The organism is Brevibacillus brevis NBRC 100599 (genome assembly GCF_000010165.1).
GTDB classification, from domain to species: Bacteria; Bacillota; Bacilli; order Brevibacillales; family Brevibacillaceae; genus Brevibacillus; species Brevibacillus brevis_D.
The window spans coordinates 5,461,108-5,481,092 of record NC_012491.1 but is presented as its reverse complement, the minus strand read 5'-3'; the positions used below and the strand labels follow the sequence as shown (position 1 = coordinate 5,481,092).

General features: G+C 46.8%; 9 protein-coding genes. All 9 read left to right on the top strand.

All coding sequences use genetic code 11. From position 1 onward, the window contains the following. The first annotated feature begins 33 nt into the window (after positions 1-33). The gene (locus tag BBR47_RS25985; RefSeq protein WP_041749664.1) at positions 34-2,061 is read left to right on the top strand and encodes a condensation domain-containing protein; all 2,028 of its coding nucleotides are present in this window, start codon (positions 34-36) and stop codon (positions 2,059-2,061) included. Positions 2,062-2,079: 18 nt separating this feature from the next. Continuing rightward, positions 2,080-10,842 (top strand): non-ribosomal peptide synthetase, encoded by an 8,763-nt coding sequence (locus BBR47_RS25980; protein ID WP_015893425.1) that lies wholly within the window; start codon positions 2,080-2,082, stop codon positions 10,840-10,842. 39 nt (positions 10,843-10,881) lie between these two features. Next, positions 10,882-11,781 carry a kinase gene (locus BBR47_RS25975; protein ID WP_041749663.1) on the top strand — a complete coding sequence of 300 codons (900 nt, stop codon included), beginning with the start codon at positions 10,882-10,884 and terminating at the stop codon, positions 11,779-11,781. A 27-nt stretch (positions 11,782-11,808) separates the two neighbouring features. Continuing rightward, complete coding sequence (locus tag BBR47_RS25970; RefSeq protein ID WP_015893423.1) at positions 11,809-13,080, top strand: MFS transporter; 1,272 nt, start codon at positions 11,809-11,811, stop codon at positions 13,078-13,080. Positions 13,081-13,131: 51 nt separating this feature from the next. Then, positions 13,132-14,658 carry an argininosuccinate lyase gene (locus BBR47_RS25965; RefSeq protein ID WP_015893422.1) on the top strand — a complete coding sequence of 509 codons (1,527 nt, stop codon included), beginning with the start codon at positions 13,132-13,134 and terminating at the stop codon, positions 14,656-14,658. Continuing rightward, positions 14,648-15,700 carry a PLP-dependent cysteine synthase family protein gene (locus BBR47_RS25960; RefSeq protein ID WP_015893421.1) on the top strand — a complete coding sequence of 351 codons (1,053 nt, stop codon included), beginning with the start codon at positions 14,648-14,650 and terminating at the stop codon, positions 15,698-15,700. Before BBR47_RS25965 ends, BBR47_RS25960 begins: the two co-directional genes overlap by 11 nt. Further along, on the top strand, positions 15,675-16,931 hold the full coding sequence (locus BBR47_RS25955) for an ATP-grasp domain-containing protein (protein ID WP_015893420.1): 1,257 nt from the start codon (positions 15,675-15,677) through the stop codon (positions 16,929-16,931). The genes BBR47_RS25960 and BBR47_RS25955 overlap by 26 nt, the downstream gene beginning before the upstream one ends. Further along, entirely contained in the window at positions 16,928-17,983 is a 1,056-nt protein-coding gene (gene ltaE, locus BBR47_RS25950) for a low-specificity L-threonine aldolase (RefSeq protein WP_015893419.1), read from the top strand. Before BBR47_RS25955 ends, ltaE begins: the two co-directional genes overlap by 4 nt. Before the next feature lie 208 nt (positions 17,984-18,191). After that, positions 18,192-19,937, top strand: coding sequence for a peptide-binding protein (locus BBR47_RS25945; RefSeq protein ID WP_041749662.1), 1,746 nt, complete (start codon positions 18,192-18,194; stop codon positions 19,935-19,937). The last annotated feature ends 48 nt before the right edge of the window (positions 19,938-19,985 follow it).

The following is a 19,985-nucleotide window of genomic DNA, read 5'->3' as shown; positions in this document are numbered from 1 at the left end:
CCATTATGCATTTGCGTATCGGGGAGACTACGAATGATGGATAAAACCTTTGTCAAAACCATCCCTCTATCTGAGGCTCAAAAAGATTACTATCTTCACGATTTGGTCTATCCAATGAGTCCCTATTATCAGGAGCAGTATTTGTTCCGATTCGAAAGTCGATTGGATGTATCGGTTACGCTCCGTGCTCTTTACGAGATCGTGAAACGCCATGAAATCTATCGATCCATTTTTGTTTTGGAAGACGAGCCCATCCAGAAAGTATATAGCGAGCCCGTATTGGATTTTGAACATGTGTCTTCCGCTACTTGGGACGATACGATGATTAGAGACTATTTTCATCAAGAGTTTAGCAAGCCTTTTGCGCTGGAAGAAGGGCCGTTATTCAGTTGCAGATTGCTGGATTATAAAGAAAGCGGCAGTATATTAAGTTTCAAGTTTCACCATATCTGTTTTGATGGGTGGAGTGTCTCACTCACGCTCGATGAATTTACGATGATCTACCAACTACTGATCACGGGCAATGTTCACGAGTTGCAACCACAAATACACCAATACGCAGACTTTGTGGAGTGGGAACAGAAGTACATAGCCAGCCAAGAAGGCGAGGCTGCGAGAGTGTTTTGGAAAAAGAAATTGGGCGGAACTCTTGAGAGGTTTGAATTACCGGCAGATAAAAAACGTCCGAGTACCCCTTCGTTTAAAGGCGGGATAGCATTCTTTACGTTTACCCCCGAACTTCGGGATGCGTTGATTGCTTATCATAAACAGAACAAATATCCTACCGATGTCATTTATTTATCCCTTTTTAGTACTTTTCTTTATCGGATAACTGGGCAAGACGACATCATTGTTGGCGTACCGAGATACGGCAGACCAAAAAGAGAGTTTCATACGATCATGGGACCGTGTATGGTGATGCTTCCTCTGCGAATCAAAATTCCAAAGAACAGCTCGCTACGTGAGTTGGCAAAGCAGATCGATGAAGAGTTGTCTGTATGTTCACAGTATCAAAACTATCCCATTTCTTTGATAGCAGCTGAGTTGCAATATCAGCGCGATAGAAAATATGCGTCCTTTTTTTCAACGGCTTTCGTCCATCAAAAAGCGATTAAGCAAAATGCAGCGATTATGCTGGGCAATGCCCAAAATACGTTTGATAGTAATGGTCTTACCGTAAGCACCTATCCGATTGGAAAAAATGTATCCCAGTATGATTTGTGTTTGGTCGTTGAAAAGGACAACCATCATGATATTCTGGCAGGATTCGAATACAATTCGGATATTTTGGATGAAGAAACCATTGCCACATGGGTTGCCGACTTTGAACGCACCAGTCTTTCTCTTTTGAAAAATGACGGAGAAACCATCCTTGTATATGCAGGTCAGCCCAATGATTGGATGAAAAGCCTAGCTCATTTGCCTTCCCTCAAGATATTGCCAGAGGACGTCACTCCGGTCTCTACCGACTCTATGAAATTCGAGCAAGAGACGTTTGAATGGTTATGCATGCAGGAAAATGGGATCGCTCAACTCGTGGAAGTTTGGGATACCTCTTCCTATGCGATATTCATGACTGCATTTCTCGTACTTTTGTATGCAGAAACCGAGATGGAGGATTTGACTTTGGCATTTCGTGCGGGGCGGGATGAGTGCGAGGATGCCCCAAGCGCCTTGCTTTTACGAGCGGATCTATCCGGCAATCCACTATTTGGCGATTTGGTTTTGCAAGTACAGAGCAAGTTAAAAGAAGCCCACTATCAGCAAGCTTCCTTTCCTAAACCTCATGAGCCCCAACTCTTATTTGAAATGAATGAGAACGAATATCCCTCCACGATTGATTTTCAATTCCGCATCCTTGAAACTAACGATCACATAAATGGCACCATTACCTATCGTGCGAATGTATTCAAGAAGGAGACAGTGCAACGGATTTGCACCCATTATGCATACTTGTTGGAAAGTGTGACAGCCGAGCCGCATCAAAGAATCCGCGAGATTGTCAGTCATCTAAACAGCCAATTCCTGACCAGTGATGATTTTGAACAATTATTTCTGTAGCGAAAGAGGTGGACTGGCTTGAAGCATTTAACAAAAGAGAACGTACTGGAAGTCATAGAGCTTTCCATGGTGCAAAAGGAATTATTACGCCCTGACAAGATGACAACCATGCGCTATCTCATCGAGCACCGTCTCGAACCGGAAAGCGTTCAGGAAATGTGGAAGGAATTAGTCAGCGAGACGCCGGTGATGCGAACGGTTTGCCGCCAGCTCAAAAATAAACATGTACAAGTCGTATTGAAGGAGCTCCCCATCCCCATTGACTGGCATGATGTACGGGAATTATCTCCTGAACAGCAAGAGCAAGTGTATCTCTCTACGCTTACATCCCATCAGGAGCCCATTGCGTATGAGGAGGGGCCATTAATCCGGGTATCGATTTTGCAGATGGACCCCAACCAAGCCGTCCTCATCTGGACCCATCATGCATTATGTATGGACGATGCCAGTCGCGAGCTTCTTGTAGCGGAATGGCTGAAACGGGTACGGGGTACTCAGCCATCTGTTGACCAGCGAGCCTCATTCAAAGAGTACGTTGCTTGGGAATCAAGCCAAGATGGCTCCAAAGTCAAAAGCTTTTGGACAAATCAATTCCAAGGCTATGAAAGCGAGACTGTGTTTTATCCGGTACAAGGGGCACAGAAGGAAGCAAGTCATTTGATCAGTTGCAACGCGGTTCTTTCCGAAGCGTTCACCACGTCGATCAAAAGGATGGCATTCGAGCAGCGAGTATCCGTAGAGGCAATTTTTCAGGTTGCTTGGCTGCTCTTGGAGAATATGTACAGTGGCGAGGACAAAATGGTCATTGGCGTTACCGTCTCTGGCAGACCCGAAGCATGGAAAGAGGCGAATACCATTATTGGGCCACTGGCTCACAGCTTACCTGTCTTCCTGACCGTGCATGCGAATCAAAAAGTGCGTGATGTGGTAAAGGAAGTCCAGGAAGGCTGGGAACAATTGCAGCAACATGAAAGGGCCACACTAGACATGATCCGTAACTATGCAGGTGTACGCGAAACGGATCCTGTATTTGGAACGACACTGACAATACGAAATGGTGTAGAAGATCACAAGGAATCTACCATGCTTTATCGCGGCGGCCTCCAAACAGTGGAGATAGTCATAACGGTCGGGCAGTCCTTAAAGATTCAATTCTTCCATGAGAATGCGTCCTCCAAGAGCGATCTGGAACGGCTGCAATCCCATTACATCCATATGCTCGAGCAGATTTGCCAAGGGGCAGACAGGAATATCAGCAATCTGAACATCGTGACGGATGAAGAGCAAGGGATGATGACTGAGGTGATGGGCAACTTTGCGAAGTCGAATCGCAGCATGGAGCGATTTGCACAGCAAGTGATAGAAGAGCAGGCGGGGCGCAATCCTGACGCTGTTGCTGCTATCGATTGGAAGCAATCCATCACCTACCGGGAATTGAATGAGGGTTCGAACCGCTTGGCGCACTGGCTGCGAAAACAAGGATTTGGCCGAAATGATCTTGCTTGCCTATTTGCAGAGAGAAGCATTGACATGCTGATTGGCATTTTGGCTGTGCTGAAAGCAGGAGGGGCCTATGTGCCGCTTGATACAGCCCATCCCGATCAACGTCTTCTTACCATCCTTGATAACAGCAAGGCGAAGGTCTTACTGACTGAGGCGAGTTTCCAAGCGCGGAGTATGACCTTGGCAGATAGATCGGAGCACAAGCCGGTCGTGTTTTGCCTGAACAAGGGGGACGGGTCAAGCGCAGACATCTCTTCTTTGCGAGCGGCGGATACATCGAATCCAGACATCATCAATGCGCATGATGATTTGGCAAACGTCTTCTTTACCTCAGGCTCCACTGGTATGCCAAAAGGGGCAATGATCGAGCATAGTGGCATGCTGAATCATCTTTACGCCAAAATGGATGTCCTTGGATTGAATTCAGACAGCATCGTCATGCAGAATGCTTCCCATTGCTTTGATATTTCTGTTTGGCAGTTCCTCGCTCCCTTGATGGCAGGGGGAAAGCTTGTGATTTACGACAACGAGACGGCTACTGATCCGGATGCATTGCTTCAAGCCTTGAATCGAGATGGTGTCACCGTGGTTCAGATGGTACCAGCGATGATTGAAGCTTTACACAATGCTGCCCTGACTCTTCCACCGGAACAGCACGCTTTGCCTCAATTGCAATACATGATTTCTACAGGAGAGGGATTGCCAGTAACGCTGTGCAAAAAGTGGCAAGACCTGTATCCGGATGTGACCGTAGTAAACACGTATGGAGCAACGGAGTGCTCAGATGATACGATGCATGAAATCATTGATCGTTCGTATGCCCATGATGATTATCCTTATGTAGCCTTGGGAAGCTCCATCGCCAATATGAAGCACTATGTACTGGACAAATGGATGCGCCCCGTTCCGGTTGGTTGTGTCGGGGAAATCTACATTTCTGGAATTGGTGTAGGGCGGGGGTATCTCCATGATGCTGAACGCACAGCGCTAGCCTATTCAGAAAATCCATTTTTGCAGGGCAGAACGGAACGGTTGTATAAGACAGGCGATTTGGGACGTTTTTTGCCAAATGGGAGACTCCTATTTGTTACGCGTGCTGATTTTCAGGTAAAAGTACGCGGACATCGCATCGAGCTCGGCGAGATAGAAAACGCCCTTTTACGTCACACGCTGGTGAGACAGTGTGTAGCAGTTACACGAGAGGATGAACATGGGCAGACCCGCATTGTTTGCTATGTGGTCATGCATGAACAGCAGAGCGAACAGGAGCTGCAGGCTTATCTTAGAACGATTTTGCCGGAGTATATGATTCCAGAGCGTATCGTCATTCTGGATGCGATGCCACTGAATCGCAACGGAAAAGTAGACAAAAAAGCATTGCCAGAGACAAACGTGATTCAAAAGAAGTCGGAAGCATTTGTCGCTCCGCGCAATGAGCTGGAACAAAGCTTGGCAGCTATCTGGCGTACCGTGCTAAACGTAGAGGACATCGGGATCGACGATGACTTTTTCCAGCTTGGCGGGCATTCCATGAAAACCATCCAGGTTCGCTTGCGCATGAAAAGAGAGATGGGCATAGAAGTTACCATCAAGGACTTATTCGAGCATCGAACCATTCGGGAGTTGTCCTCCCTGTTTCATCACGAAGAAGCGCAGTCCATAGGAGAGCTCCAAACGCAACAGGAGCGATTAATGATCCCCAAGGCAGATGAACAAGTGTATTACCCGGTGTCACATGCGCAGAGGAGACTGTTTTTCATTCAGCAGCTAGAGCCCGAGAATACGGCTTATAATATGCCGACGATCTACCATGTCACGGGACCGTTGAATGAACGTATTTTGCATCAGGCCTTTGGGTTACTGGTGAAAAGACATGAAGTGTTGCGAACAAAATTCTTGTTAAGAGACGGACGCCCCGTTCAACAGGTGCTGCCGGGTAATGACTTCACCTATGCATTTGTCGATCTTTCCAAGGAGTCCGAAGCGTCGAAGCAAGAAGCAATTGATCTGGTTATCCAAAAAGAGACGGAAACCAGCTTTGATTTTGAAAGGGATACATTGTTTCGTGTGAAGTTATGCAAGGCTGCGGAAGAAAAATACGTATTGCTAATGAACATGCATCACATGATCAGTGATCAATGGTCATGGGGGATCTTGATGAAGGATTTGGGCACCATCTACGAATCTTTGCATCAAGGAATAGAGCCCGTATTGCCGGAATTGAACATCCAGTATAAAGATTACGCAGTCTGGCAAAATCATTCCATTCATCATGGAGAGTTGGGAGAATCAGAAGCGTATTGGCTGAAGACATTTGAAAAAGAGATTCCCGTATTGGACTTGCCGACAGATTTTCAGCGCCAGCCTGTACAAACGTATTTTTCGGCACTGGAATCTTATCCGATTTCGGAAAAAACGTTTGGTCGAATGCGAGAGATTGCGCAGCAGCATGATGCCTCCATGTTTATGGTGATTTTATCAACGATAGGCATTTGGCTGTCCAAGCTGACCAATCAACAGGATATCATCATCGGTACTCCGGAAGCTGGCCGGAATCACATGGATATTGAGCAGGTCATTGGATTTTTTATTAACACACTCCCGTTGAGACTGGAAGTCAATCAGGAGCATACCTTCATCGAGGCGTTGCACGTTTGGAGACAGCAAGCACTGGAGTCTTACATGCATCATGACTATCCATTCGATAAATTGGTCGAAAAAATTAACCCGGAAAGAGATGTCAGCCGCAATCCTATTTTTTCTTTTATGTTCCAATATATAGAGAAGGTAGAAGAGGAAAATATAATAAGCGGTTTGGAAATGACAGCCGTTGAATCCTATAATTCCATGACGAATTTTGATTTATCGCTCGTATGCATGGATCTGGAACATGGCGCTGGTTTGACTGTTGAATATCGCACGGATTTATTTAAGCCAGAAACGGTGCAACGGATGCTCGGATATTTGGGCAACATCATCGAACAGGTAGCCAATCAACCAGATATTCATTTCAAGCATATCGAATTATTGTCCGTGGAAGAAAAACAGGCAATGATCTCTGCCTATAAGGAAGTCTCTTTTACCAATGGGGATGAGCATAAAACGATTATCGAATTATTCGAGGAGCAAACGGAGAGAACCCCGGATCGAATTGCTCTCGCTTTTGAAGAGCAAGAACTGTCATATTCAGAACTGAATAAACGGGTCAATCAGCTGGCGCGGACATTGGTAGCTGAGGGCGTCCGTGCCAATCAATTGGTGGGGATCATCGCAGAACGGTCCATAGAGATGGTCGTTGGCGTGTTGGCCATTTTGAAAGCGGGTGGAGCCTATGTCCCGATTGACCCTGATTATCCAGAAGAGCGCATACGATACATGCTGGAACATTCGGGAGCAGAAGTTTTGCTGCTGCATCAGTCGGTACGCCATAAAGTGAATGCTGACCAAAAAATGATCATGCTTGACGATGAGGAGTCCTATCATCAGGAGAATACGAATCTGGGGTTACCTGTTCAGTTTGATCAGCTTGCTTATGTGATTTATACATCGGGCACTACGGGAACGCCAAAGGGAGTCATGATTGAACACCGTCAGCTTCATTCGCTTGCACAAGCATGGAAACAAGAATACAAGCTAGATGAATTCCCCGTCAGGAGTTTGCAATGGGCAAGTTTTTCTTTTGATGTGTTTACTGGTGATTATATGAGATGTCTGTTATACGGTGGGAAGCTGGTTATTTGCCCAAAAGATGCGAGAGTGGATTTGGAGCGCCTTTATTACCTGATGGAAAAGCATGAGATTAATTTGTTTGATTCGACTCCCGTCCTGGTGCTTCCTTTCATGGATTATGTCTATGAAAACGGACTCAACATAGACTTCATGAAAATATTGATTCTTGGCTCGGATCAATGCCCGTTACATGCCTTTCACAAGCTTGTCGATCGATACGGAAGTACAATGAGAATCTTAAACTGCTATGGAGTGACGGAGGCAGCTATTGATTCCTCCTATTATGAAAGGGTTGACCAGCAAGATTACAAATTTTTGCCGATTGGCAAGCCTTTGCCAGGGGTGAAGATGTACATTCTGGATGCTAATCTTCATGTGCAGCCTGTGGGTGTCCCGGGAGAACTGTATATTGGAGGCATGGGAGTAGGAAAAGGATATTTCAAGCAGCCAGATTTGACGAATCAAAAATTCGTTCCCAATCCATTTTGTATCGGCGAAAAGATGTATAAGACAGGGGATATGGCGCGATGGCTCCCCAGCGGAGATATTGAATTTTTAGGGCGATGGGATAATCAGGTGAAAATAAGTGGGAATCGAATCGAATTGGAAGAAATCGAAGCGGAATTACGAAGAATGGCTGATATTCGCGAGGCGATCGTTATCGCAAGAGCGGATGAATCTGGTCAAAAAAGGCTGGTTGCATTCTATGTAGCTGCAAAAGCTGTGGAATCGGATGTATTGAGGGAGTCGTTGCGGAAGTCGTTACCGGCATTTATGGTCCCATCCCATTTTGTTCAGCTAGAGGAAATACCAGTAACGCCGAATGGAAAGATTGATCGAAAAGTACTACTGGATATCAACATCGTCTTGCAGAGTGAAAGGGAATACGTGGAGCCCAATACGGACACCGAGAAGCTATTGGTGGCTGTGTGGCAAGACATTTTACATGAGAAAAAGATTGGGATTAGGGATCACTTCTTTGAGCTCGGTGGCGATTCTATCAAATCGATTCAAGTCTCCTCGCAATTGGCAGCTTTGGGATACAAAATGGAAATTCGGGATCTTTTCAAATATCCAACCATTGCAGAACTGAGTACAAAACTGAAACCGCTGAATCGAAAAATTGACCAGAAGGATATGGAAGGCGTTGTACCACTGACACCGATTCAGCATTGGTTGATGCAAGAACACAGTCAGCATCTCCATCACTATAACCAATCCTTTGTGTTGTACCGTAAAGAGCGGTTTGACGAGAGGATGGTTCGCAAAGTCATCGATAAGCTCGTACAACACCATGATGCTCTGCGAATGATTTTCCGCGAGACCAATACCGGCTATGAAGCTTACAATCGAGGCGTCAACACTAGCGGCATGTATAGTCTGGAGATTTGGGACTATCCAGACAAGAACGGGTCTGAGCTCGAACAAGCGATGGACTTGAAATGCAGTGAAATTCAATCAAGGCTTAACATTTTTGATGGTCAATTAATGAGGCTGGGGTTATTCCGATGCTCGGATGGCGATCACTTGCTGATTGCTATTCACCATTTAGTCGTAGACGGGGTATCATGGCGCATTTTAATCGATGATTTTAAAACAGCTTATGGGCAGCTCCTTCGTAACGAAGAGATACGTTTGCCTTTAAAAAGTGATTCCTTCCAATTGTGGGCGCAACAATTGAACGAGTATGCCAATAGCGAAAGACTTGAACAAGAGCGTGAATATTGGAATCGAATCGAGGAGAGGGATGCTCAAACGTTGCCAATGGATTACGATGAGCAAAAACCGCTTCGGAAAACAACCAGGACCAAAACGGTCACGATGGATCAGCAGCGAACCGAGGAGTTGCTAAAACAAGCCAATCGTGCCTATCAGACGGAAATCGATGAACTATTGTTGGCTGCTATTGGAATGGCCTTCAAAAAATGGGCGAATATCGATTGCCTTGCTTTGAATATGGAAGGGCATGGTAGGGAGTCGATTCTACCAGATCTGAACATGAACCGCACAGTAGGATGGTTCACGAGTGAATATCCAGTAATGGTAGACGTCGGGAATGAAATGAATCCGTCAGCTATCATTCCGAAAATCAAAAAAGAGGTACGAGGAATCCCACATAAAGGGATTCACTACGGTGTATTGAAATATTTGTCTGCAAAATCGCCAAACACCACCATGAATGTACAGCCTGAGGTCAGCTTTAATTATTTGGGACAATTTGATATGGATCGGAAGGGAAAGGATGACGACATTCAATTGTCCACATTCTCAGGCGGAGAATCAATGAGTCTGGAGCAGTTTCGGGAATGCAAGATTGACATTGAGTGCGTGGTGTTGAATGGAAGCTTTCACTTTATGATCGGTTATAGCGAGGCACAGTATAAAGCGGATACCATCGAACGACTTACTGCATGCCTCCAGGATAGTCTGATGGAGGTCATCCAACACTGCATGATGAAATTGCGCAACAGTCCTGACCATGAAATCGCTGGAGAATATGTAGATTTCGAAGCAGTGATAGACGGATTTTTCGACTCTTCTATGATGAATGATCTTCCTGGTGCAATTGCGGTGGTAGTTCAGCACGGCCAAGTGAAAGTGAAGAAAGCTTACGGTTACGCTAATCTATCAGAGAAAGTACCTATGAGTGCAGAGGAAACCGTAGTCAGGGTAGGATCGATTTCCAAGCTCGTAACAGTCGCTGCCGTTATGAAGCTAGTGGAGCAAGGGCTGATTGGATGGAACGAGGATGTTCAGCAATACCTCGATATTGAAATACCGAGAAGAGTGGAGGGACCACTAACGGTAGAACATTTACTCAGCTACACAACAGGGTTTGACTCGCCAGATGTGGGAAATGACCAGAGCTATAATTTTGGCGGGCGTGACCCCTTAACGTTACGAGAGTATATTCACCGATACATGCCAACCGTGGTATACAAACCTGGCGAACAATTTGGGAACGAGAATTTTGCCTTTATACTGGCGGGTTATCTCGTGGAAAGAGTTACGGGCGTTTCCTTTGATCATTTTGCAAGTGAGCATTTCTTTGCGCCTCTCGAAATGACAAACAGCAGTTTTCTACTACAACCAGAATTAGAGGCAAAAATGGCTACAGGCTATGATCTAGAAAATCAGGCGGTGCAAAAGTACGATTTCAGCCCTGCAATCTCACCAGACGGCAGCATGCTCTCCACGGGGAATGATATCGCTACATTCATGCTGGCTCTCTTAGGTGAAGGTGCTGATGGCAAAGAAAACATTTTAGAGGCAGATTCGATAGGAAAAATGTTCTCCAGTAAATCAGTCCCTCATCCAAAAGGGACGTCTACAGGGTATGGATTTACAGTAAAATTCCATCCAGAATACGTACATGAGAATGTTTTGGCGAAGGCAGGCGAGGTGATCGGCTTTCACTCATTTATGTGGTTCCTGCCAGAAAAACAAATGGGAGTCTTTGTTAGTACGAATAAAAGTCAATTCAACAAAATTGAATTTTTCGATTACTTCATGAAACGCTATCGTCCTGCGGAAGCGATCATCATGTAAATCAGTACCAAATCATATTCGTGTAAACGGGGGGCCACTATGAGCATGATGAAGACTAGTTCCATTAGTCGTTTTCCTAATACGAATGACGTAGGAATCGGTGTATCTGTCGGTACTTTTGGAGAACTTCTGCAGGGGATTCTTGAGGAAAATAATCTGGATTTTCTGGTTACTTTGCCTATCAAAAATACATCCTACGCTACTTTTTATTCGATTCCAACCTTACAGGAGATCGTCGTCGTGCCAAGCTCCAAGCAAAAATCAAAAAGGTTGGTCGAAAAAATCATTCAACACTATGGATTGCCAGCGGGTGGAATTTTAGAGATCAACTCCGAACTTCAGGTTGGAAAAGGCTTGGCAAGCTCATCAGCAGATTTGGTGGCTGCCTCCCGAGCGGTTGGGGATTGTTTTCTTATCAACATTGAGCCTTCCTTACTAGAGTGGTTTTTGTCGAGTATAGAGCCGACGGATGGCGTGATGTATGAGGGTTCCGTTTCTTACTACCACAAAGAAGTCAGATTGCGAGAATACATCGGGGAACTCCCGGCATTATGCATTGTAAGTATTGATGAGGGAGGAACCATCGATACTGTTGAGTTTAATAAGCGAACAAAGCCTTATACCCACGAAGAAAAGATGGAGTACAGCGTGTTGTTGCAAAAAATCACGAAAGCGATCAGAGAAAGAGATGTCCACACGATAGGCGCCGTGTCGTCCAGAAGTGCGATCTTGAATCAAAAAATTCTGCCCAAGAAGCTATTGCCGGAAGTCATGGAGATCAACGAGAAAATTGGAGGGTTAGGTACGGTTGTGGCACACAGCGGGACCAGCCTCGGTATTTTATTGTTGAAAGAAGAACCTGACTTCTATCAAAAGCTCGAACTGGGGTATAGATGGTTAAGTGAATTGAATAAAGAAGTGCATGTGTACCACACGTAGCGTTCGTATTGGGAGTGGATGACCGAGATGGAACAGCCAGTAAGCGTTAATGAAAAGGTATCTTTTCGGGCGTTGCTGAGCTTGAAAAGTTATCGCTATTTAATCTTTTCGCAATTTGTCTCGAATATGGGAGATGGAGTGTATCGATTAGCGCTTATTTGGCTAATGAAGGTTTTGACGGAAAGTCCTTTGTTAATGTCGATTTTATTGGCAGCGGAGACCATTCCATTGATCATATTCGGATTGTTTGCGGGCGTTATTGTTGACCGAGGAAATAAAAAGAGGATCATGGTCGTTTCGCATTTATTGAGAGCAGCGCTCATTTTGTGCATCGTTCTGTTGTTTTTGTTTAATAGGCTACATCCTGCTGCACTGATCATCATTGCCGTTTTGCTGACCACAGTCAGTGCCTTCTTTCGGCCAGCACTCACGGTAGCGATTCGGACACTGGTTCCCGAACAACATATGACGCAAGCCCAAAGCTTATCGCAGATGATTCAAACGATTGTCAGTCTGGCGGCTCCGGCATTGGCAGCGGGGTTGATCGCGTTTGGAATGGAATATGCTTTTATTTTGAATGTCGTCACCTATTTGTTAGGTGCACTGATTATTTTATGGATTAACGAGAAAGAGCTTGTCATTTCTACTGTCAGTGAGTTTACAGCCAAGATGATCATGACGGATTTGAAGGATGGAATCCATGCGATTACGAAGCATGACTTTTTGCGAAACTGCATGATTTATTTTACCATCCTCAATTTTTTGACGGCTCCAGAAACGATCCTGCTGCCACTGATCGTTTCCAATGTTACCGAATTGGCCATGCTCGAGATCAGCTTTTTTATCGGGATTTTGCTTGGGTCCCTCTGTATTAATTATTTGAATCGATATGATGCGATTATTTACATTTGCTGCGGCATTAGTCTGTTCAGCATCGGAATCGGGATGTTTGCATTTGGCATTCCGCTTGTTTGGCAAGTCATTTGTGTATTTGTGAATGGAATAGGCTCCGCATTTGTGAATATCAAAATGGGGACGTTGATCACCTTGATGGTGCCCAAAGAAGTCTTGGGAAGAGCATCGAGCTTGATTAGTGTAATGGTTCTGTGCGCTATGCCTGTTTCGGTCTTCCTGGTAGGTTTGACTACTGGTCTTGTTTCCATATTTACGATCTTTGGAATCATTGGCGGAGCGGGACTTCTCATTGTGGTTCTCATGCTGATGAATCCACACTTGAGAATGAAAAAAGAACAAAGCTACGAATATGTGGAACAAAAATCAGGAGGTATCTCTCTTTAGGGTAACTCCTGATTGGATCGTTACTCAGTCGGAAGCGAGGTGTACTTTTGCATGAGTGTAAAATTAACGGGCCGTATAGCTTCGACACCAAGCCGCCTCTTGCATGATGAAGTATTGGAACCACAGTTCAAATATGAAGTCGATCATTTGCTGCCTGGGTATATTCAGATTGAATTCGCCATGCTGTTGGAATATGTCAGGATGGGCTTGATTACACGACAAGACGCTTTGTCTATCGCACAGGCACTTCAGACCGCTACACCAGAAACAATCGCTCCTGACCCCGGACGGAACATGTCTGATATCTCTTTTGCCCTCGAGCGTTATATGGAAAGTTTGCTCCCCAGACCTGTACCGTGTTGGCATATGGATCGCAGCCGCAATGATGTTCAAGCGTGCGCCCAAGTGATGTTTGGTCGTACGCAATGGCTAGAGATAATAGGAGAATTGGGACAGCTGATTCAATCGATGCATAAACTGGCTGTTCAATATCGTTCGGTTCCCATGCCGGGATATACACACTACCAATCCGCACAATTGATTACCCCTGGATTCTATCTTTCCTCTATGAACAGTGAATTTTTGCAAGCCATGAACCGATGGATACAAATCTATGACGAAATAAATCAGTGCCCGCTTGGGGCAGGGGCCATGGCAGGGGTGGAACTGTCGTGGGACCGTCAACGGTTGTCCAAGTTGCTAGGGTTTCGACAGCCTCGGATAAGTGCGTTGTCGGCGGTTGCGTCTCGGGAGTGGGTCTTGAGGATGGCAGGAGAGCTGTCCACCTTCTCCGTATTGATCTCCCGGTTTACAACAGATTTGATTCAATGGGGCAGCAGCGAAATGAACTTCCTCCAATTGCCGGATGAGCTATCCGGAATATCTTCTGCCATGCCACAGAAAAGAAACTTCCCGATCCTCGAGCGTATCCGGGGGAAGAGTGCGCATCTAACCGGATTTTATATGGATATGGTGCTCGGTCAGCGCAATACAGCTTTCACGAATTTGGTAGAGACGTCCAAAGAGGCAGGCACTCATCTTCTGACGTTGTTTCGACAAACCAAAACGCTCTTGCGCCTGTTAAAGGCGGTGATCGATCATTTGCAATTCAATGAGGATCGTTTGCTCCATATATGTAAACGGGACTTCTTTGGAGGATTTACCCTTGCGAATTTGCTGACGCTGGAGCATGAGATTCCGTATCGCACAGCACAGGTAATCGCAGGCATATACATCGTGCGCGCGCTGGAACACGGTGTATCGCCGGAGCCGGGAGATCCACGGCTACTCTACGAGGCTTGCGCGGAAGCAGGCTTTCAAGTACCGGATACGGCGGCACTCCTCGCTGCTTCTTTCGATGTGCAGGGGGGCTTGTACGCGAAGAAATCAGCGGGCTCCACGAACCCGGAGGAAGTACAGCAGATGCTGACAGCACAGAGGGAGCATGCAGAGGAGCTGCAACGGGAATGGCAAGATCGACAAGGGCAATTGCAGGCGATCGAAGAAAGGCGGGAGAGGGTATTGAAGAGGCTTCTTTCTGGCAAGCAAGGGAAGGATGTGAGCGTAGATGCGGTATGAACAGTTGGCAGATACGATCGGGGACACTCCTCTGGTCAAGCTGAGGCTTGATGAAAGGGCAGTGGGCTCCGTATTTGCAAAGCTTGAGTTAATGAATCCGTTTGGCATGAAGGATCGTGTAGCCAAGCAGTCGATCCTGGCAGCGATACAGTCGGGAGAACTTCAGGAGGGCATGCCGATTATCGAGAGCTCGTCAGGAACGTTGGCTTGCGGCTTGGCCTTGGTTGGGCGTCAGTTGGGGCATGACGTACACATCGTGACTGATCCGAGAATTGACCCGATTACCTATGCCAAGTTGACCTCGCTTGGCTGCCACGTTCACGTCGTTTCGCAGATGGGAAAACAAGGGTGGCAAAGCGCCAGACTGGAGCGACTCCAAGAATTAATGAGCGAGTATCCAGGAGCGTTCTGGCCTCGCCAATACGATAATCCGGAAAATCCGCGTGCCTATGCTGCGCTGGCATCCGAGTTGATGCAAGACCTCGATCGAATTGACGTACTTGTTGGTGCAGTCGGCAGCGGAGGCTCCTTGTCTGGGACCGCCAGAGAATTGAAGCGTGATTATAAGGAGCTGCGCGTCGTGGCGGTTGATGCAGCAGGGAGTGTGATATTCGGACAGCCCGATCAGCCGACGCGTCTACAAGGTGGCTTGGGAAACAGCTTGATCGCCGAGAATGTAGACTTTTCCATGATCGATGAAGTGCATTGGTTGAACGATGCTGAGGCATTTGCGGCTACGTTGCAGTTGGCCCGTAATGAGCATATTTTTGCTGGCAACAGCTCGGGTTCCGTGTACGCCGTAGCCAACTGGTTAGCGAGCCAGGTCGGGAGCGAGTGTAATATCGTCGCCATATTGCCGGATCGAGGGGATCGTTATGTCGATACGATCTATAACCACTCTTACCGGGAGAGCAAGGGTCTAATGCAGATGAACCTGCGAGACACGCCGCAATGTGTGGAACCAAAGACAGTCGTGACTAGTTGGTCCTATTCTAAATTGATGGGGATGTATCCGAATGAACAAACACTTTCTGTTCGTTGAAGCGAATACGACGGGGACAGGTATGCTCGCTATGAAAAAGGCGCGTAAATTGGGGTTTACACCCGTATTTTTCACAGAGAAGCCTGAACGTTACCACGGTTTGAATGAGTTGGAATGTCATGTAGTCGTGACAGACACGAATTCCCAGGCAGAGCTGACTGACAGTGTAGCACAAGTGAGTAAGGAAGGCAGAGAGATAGCCGGAATCATGTCGACAAGCGACTATTACCTCGAATCGGTTGCCAAGCTGGCCCGGAAATTCGGTTGGATAAGCAATTCGCTGGAGGCAATTGAGGCCTGCCGCAATAAAGCGATATTTCGCGAGAAGCTTCAGAGGCATCAAGTGTCTCAGCCTACATTTTTGGCAATAAGCTCTATGGAGCAATTGCTGGAAGCGCGCTCTTCCATTTCTCTGCCCTGCGTGGTGAAGCCCGCTGACGATAGCGGGTCCAATAACGTGCGGCTGTGCTTTAGCTGGGATGAAGTGGAGCATATGGCAGCGGAAATCCTTGCCATCAAGTACAATGCGCGCGGTCAGGAAACAGCTCGGACAGTTCTTCTCGAGCAGTATGCCGAGGGCCCTGAATTTAGCGTGGAGACGTTTTCATGGCAAGGGCAATGCTTTGTTATCGGCATTACCCAGAAACGGTTAACGGGATATCCATTTTTCGTGGAAGCAGGGCATATTTTCCCTGCACCGTTGTCCGTAGAAGAGAAACAGGAGATCGAGCGAACAGTGGAAAGGGCATTAGCGGCGGTGAAGTACCAGTTCGGTGCTGCCCATACGGAAGTGAAGTGGACATCAGCAGGTTGTGTTGTCATCGAAGTCAACGCAAGGCTTGCCGGAGGAATGATTCCAGAGCTGGTTCGCCGATCCACGGGGATTGATCTGCTTTTGCAACAGATTCGGTGTGCGGCTGGACTTGAGCCAGAATTGTCTCAAACCATCGAAGAGCAACGCTGTGCAGGCATTCATTTTCTCGTGTCTGAGAGTCAGGGCACCTTTGGCGGGATAAAGGGAATGGATACCGTTCGCAACCTGCCGGGGATTGCTGAAGTGGCGATTCATGCGAAAATCGGACAAAACGTCCAGCCTCCGCAAAATTTTTCGCATCGTCTCGGCTATGTCATCGTGGAAGGCAAGCATTACAGTGAGACCGCTGAGTTGATCGAGCAGGTGAAAGACAGCCTGAGTGTACAAGTAGGTCAACAATTGGAGAGTGGGGTATGAAACCGTTGATAGAATTGAGAAGCGATACATTCACTTTGCCGACAAGTCAGATGATGGATGCCATTCAAGGGGCGGTACTCGGTGACGATGTGTATGGGGAAGATCCTACGGTTCGCCAATTGGAGCAAGAAGCGGCGCGGAAGCTGGGCAAAGAGGCAGCCATTCTCATGCCGAGTGGAACGATGGCCAATCTGGCGTCCTTAATGGCGCATTGTCCTCGCGGTTCCAAAGTCATTGTAGGCAATGAGACGGACATTTACATCTATGAAGCGGGTGGCGCAGCTGTGTGTGGTGGCATTATGTACGAGCCGATTCCGACGCAGCCAGATGGAAGGTTGGGCATCGCTGATATGGAGCGGGTATTTCCGTTGGAGCCAGAGGATCCACAATTCGCACTGCCTTCCCTGATCTGCCTGGAAAACCCGCATAACCGGATGGGGGGACGTGTCCTGCCGCTGTCTTATTTGGAAGAGGTTCGCGCATTTGCAAACGAAAAGTCGGTGCCTGTTCACATGGACGGTGCACGCTTGTTCAATGCGGCTGTTGCTCTTGACGTGGATGCGGCTGAGATTGCTCGTTATGCGGATTCCGTACAAATATGTCTGTCGAAAGGGTTGTCAGCACCGATTGGTTCCCTTGTCGTCGGAACAGAAGACTTTATTCAGAAAGTGTATCGTCTGCGCAAAATGCTGGGTGGCGGTATGCGTCAGGCAGGGATTATTGCAGCGCCAGGCCTGGTTGCCTTGCAGCAAATGACGGATCGATTGGCAGTCGATCACGCTAACGCCCTACGCTTGGCACGTGGTCTGGCGGAGATTCCAGGAATCGTGACTCATGTGGAAGATGTAGAGACCAATATTGTGTTCTTCCGGATTGAACACCCAGTCCATACGTGGCAGACCTTCATAGAAGCAGCGCAAGCACATGGGCTGCGCGTAGCTGAGCTCGGTCACGGCAGAATTCGAGCGGTGACTCATTCTGGTATTGAGACAGCGGATATCGACAAGGCGCTAGTCATTGTACGTGAACTGTTGCAGTTCCAAACGGTGTAGAGCAGATAGGTTCGCTCCCCCTTTATTTGAAGGGGGATTTATTATTAAGGTTTATAAAAGAATATAAAATCATTTGATTTTTTCAAATCTTTTAAAGGGAAAATATTTTCAAATAACAGAAAATTATTTAATATTAAAAAGACAGGCCTTGGGATGTATTACCCGTTATGGAAAAGGCTTGAAAACATGTGAAAGAGGGGGAAATGATTTGAAAAAAGGGAGAGGTTGGTTAAAGCCGTTGGCGTTGCTCTCTTTAACCGGCGCGCTATTGGTCGGTTGCTCAAGCGGGAACAATGCTTCGCCAGGAACTACAACACCAGCACCAACAAAAAAACCGGTGGAGCAGGTGGCTCCTCAGGCGACCAGTACGGATGATGAGAAACCAATAGACGGTGGAACGTTTACGCATTCTACGACGTCTGACATCGTCACGCTCAATCCGATTTTCGGGAATGATACAGCATCCGGGGACGTTATGGAGTACACTCAGGCGTATTTGTACAATCGGAACCCGTCTTTTGATTTAGCAGTTTACCCTTGGTCCCTTGCAGCCGAGTTGCCGAAAATAAGCGAGGATGGCCTCACCTATACCATCAAGATGAAGAATAATGCGAAATGGTCCGATGGAACGCCAATCACGGCTGACGACTTGATTTTTACCATTAATGCCATCAAAACTCCTGAGACTGGATCACCAGAAATTACGAAATACGACAAAGTGAAAGAGATGAAAAAGCTGGATGATTACACCGTAGAAATCAAATTGAAACAATTGTACGCTCCATTTGCTTTTGGATTAATGCAAAAGTTGGCACCAGCCCACGTGTTGAAAGACGTACCGTTTAAAGATTTGCAAGCACATTCTTACGGAAAAGATCCAGCCAAGACACCTACTTCCGGACCGTACAAATGGACCGAGTGGAAACAAAAGGAATTCCATGTGCTAGATGCTAACCCAAATTATTGGGGTGAAAAGAAGCCGCATATTCAAAAGGTTGTGTACAAAATCTATGCGGATCAAAACACACAAGTACAGGCTTTGATGAAAGGCGACGTTGACTTGGTAGATTCCATTCCTGTCACGCAGCTCGAAGCGGTGAAGGCGAAAGGAACGATCAACATTTCGACGGAGCCAGGTCCTAGCTATGAATATTTTGCCTTCAACTTTGACAAGAAGAACTTCCCGAATAACTACGGGTTGTTTGAAGGTCAAAAAACGCGTCAGGCCATTGCCCACGCAATCAATCGTCAAGGTATTATCGACAATATCTTGAAAGGAACCGGAAAAATTATGGATGCACCGTTCCTGCCAGGTACATGGGCAGACCCGGGCGATGCAGCAGTCCATTACGAATATAGTGCAGAGAAAGCTAAACAATTGCTGAAAGAAGACGGATGGGTAGCCGGGGCAGATGGAATTCTTGCCAAAGACGGCAATCGCTTCTCCTTTGAATTCATTTTCAACTCGGGGAACAGTCGCCGTGAACAGGCAGCAGTCGTTATTCAGCAAAACCTGAAAGAGATCGGAATTGAAGCGAAGCCAAAAGCACTAGACTTCTCGGCTCTTGTCGATCAGTATGCCAACCCTGGTAAATTCCAGGTTCTGTTACTCGGCTGGCAATTGTCTGATCCAGATCCGGATGGCATTTCTACGTTCGGGAAAAAGGCATTCCCGCCTGGCAACAACGCTGGCTGGTACGACAATCCGAAGCTGGATGCGCTCTGGGAAAAAGCTGTATCTACGGTCAAACAAGAGGAACGCGCTGCAATCTATAAAGAAGTCGGAAAAGAAATCTCGACGAACCTGCCATACGTATTCATGTATCAGTACGGAACGCCACGAGGCATGACTTCTCGCGTCAAATATAAGGATGAGTTTAAACCAGTATCCATGATTCCATATGGGGAGACCTTTGGCTTCCTGAACTGGTGGATCGACGATACCAAAAAATAAGCTCGGCTGGTAGCGGTTAGCAATAGGAAAAGGGGGGAAGGGCAGCCT

Excerpts from the sequence above, each read along its gene's own strand:
- BBR47_RS25965 (WP_015893422.1), top strand. The coding sequence starts at position 13,132 with ATGAGTGTAAAATTAACGGGCCGTATAGCTTCGACACCAAGCCGCCTC.
- BBR47_RS25970 (WP_015893423.1), top strand. The coding sequence starts at position 11,809 with ATGGAACAGCCAGTAAGCGTTAATGAAAAGGTATCTTTTCGGGCGTTG.
- BBR47_RS25975 (WP_041749663.1), top strand. The coding sequence starts at position 10,882 with ATGAGCATGATGAAGACTAGTTCCATTAGTCGTTTTCCTAATACGAAT.
- BBR47_RS25960 (WP_015893421.1), top strand. The coding sequence starts at position 14,648 with ATGCGGTATGAACAGTTGGCAGATACGATCGGGGACACTCCTCTGGTC.
- ltaE (WP_015893419.1), top strand. The coding sequence starts at position 16,928 with ATGAAACCGTTGATAGAATTGAGAAGCGATACATTCACTTTGCCGACA.
- BBR47_RS25985 (WP_041749664.1), top strand. The coding sequence starts at position 34 with ATGATGGATAAAACCTTTGTCAAAACCATCCCTCTATCTGAGGCTCAA.
- BBR47_RS25955 (WP_015893420.1), top strand. The coding sequence starts at position 15,675 with ATGAACAAACACTTTCTGTTCGTTGAAGCGAATACGACGGGGACAGGT.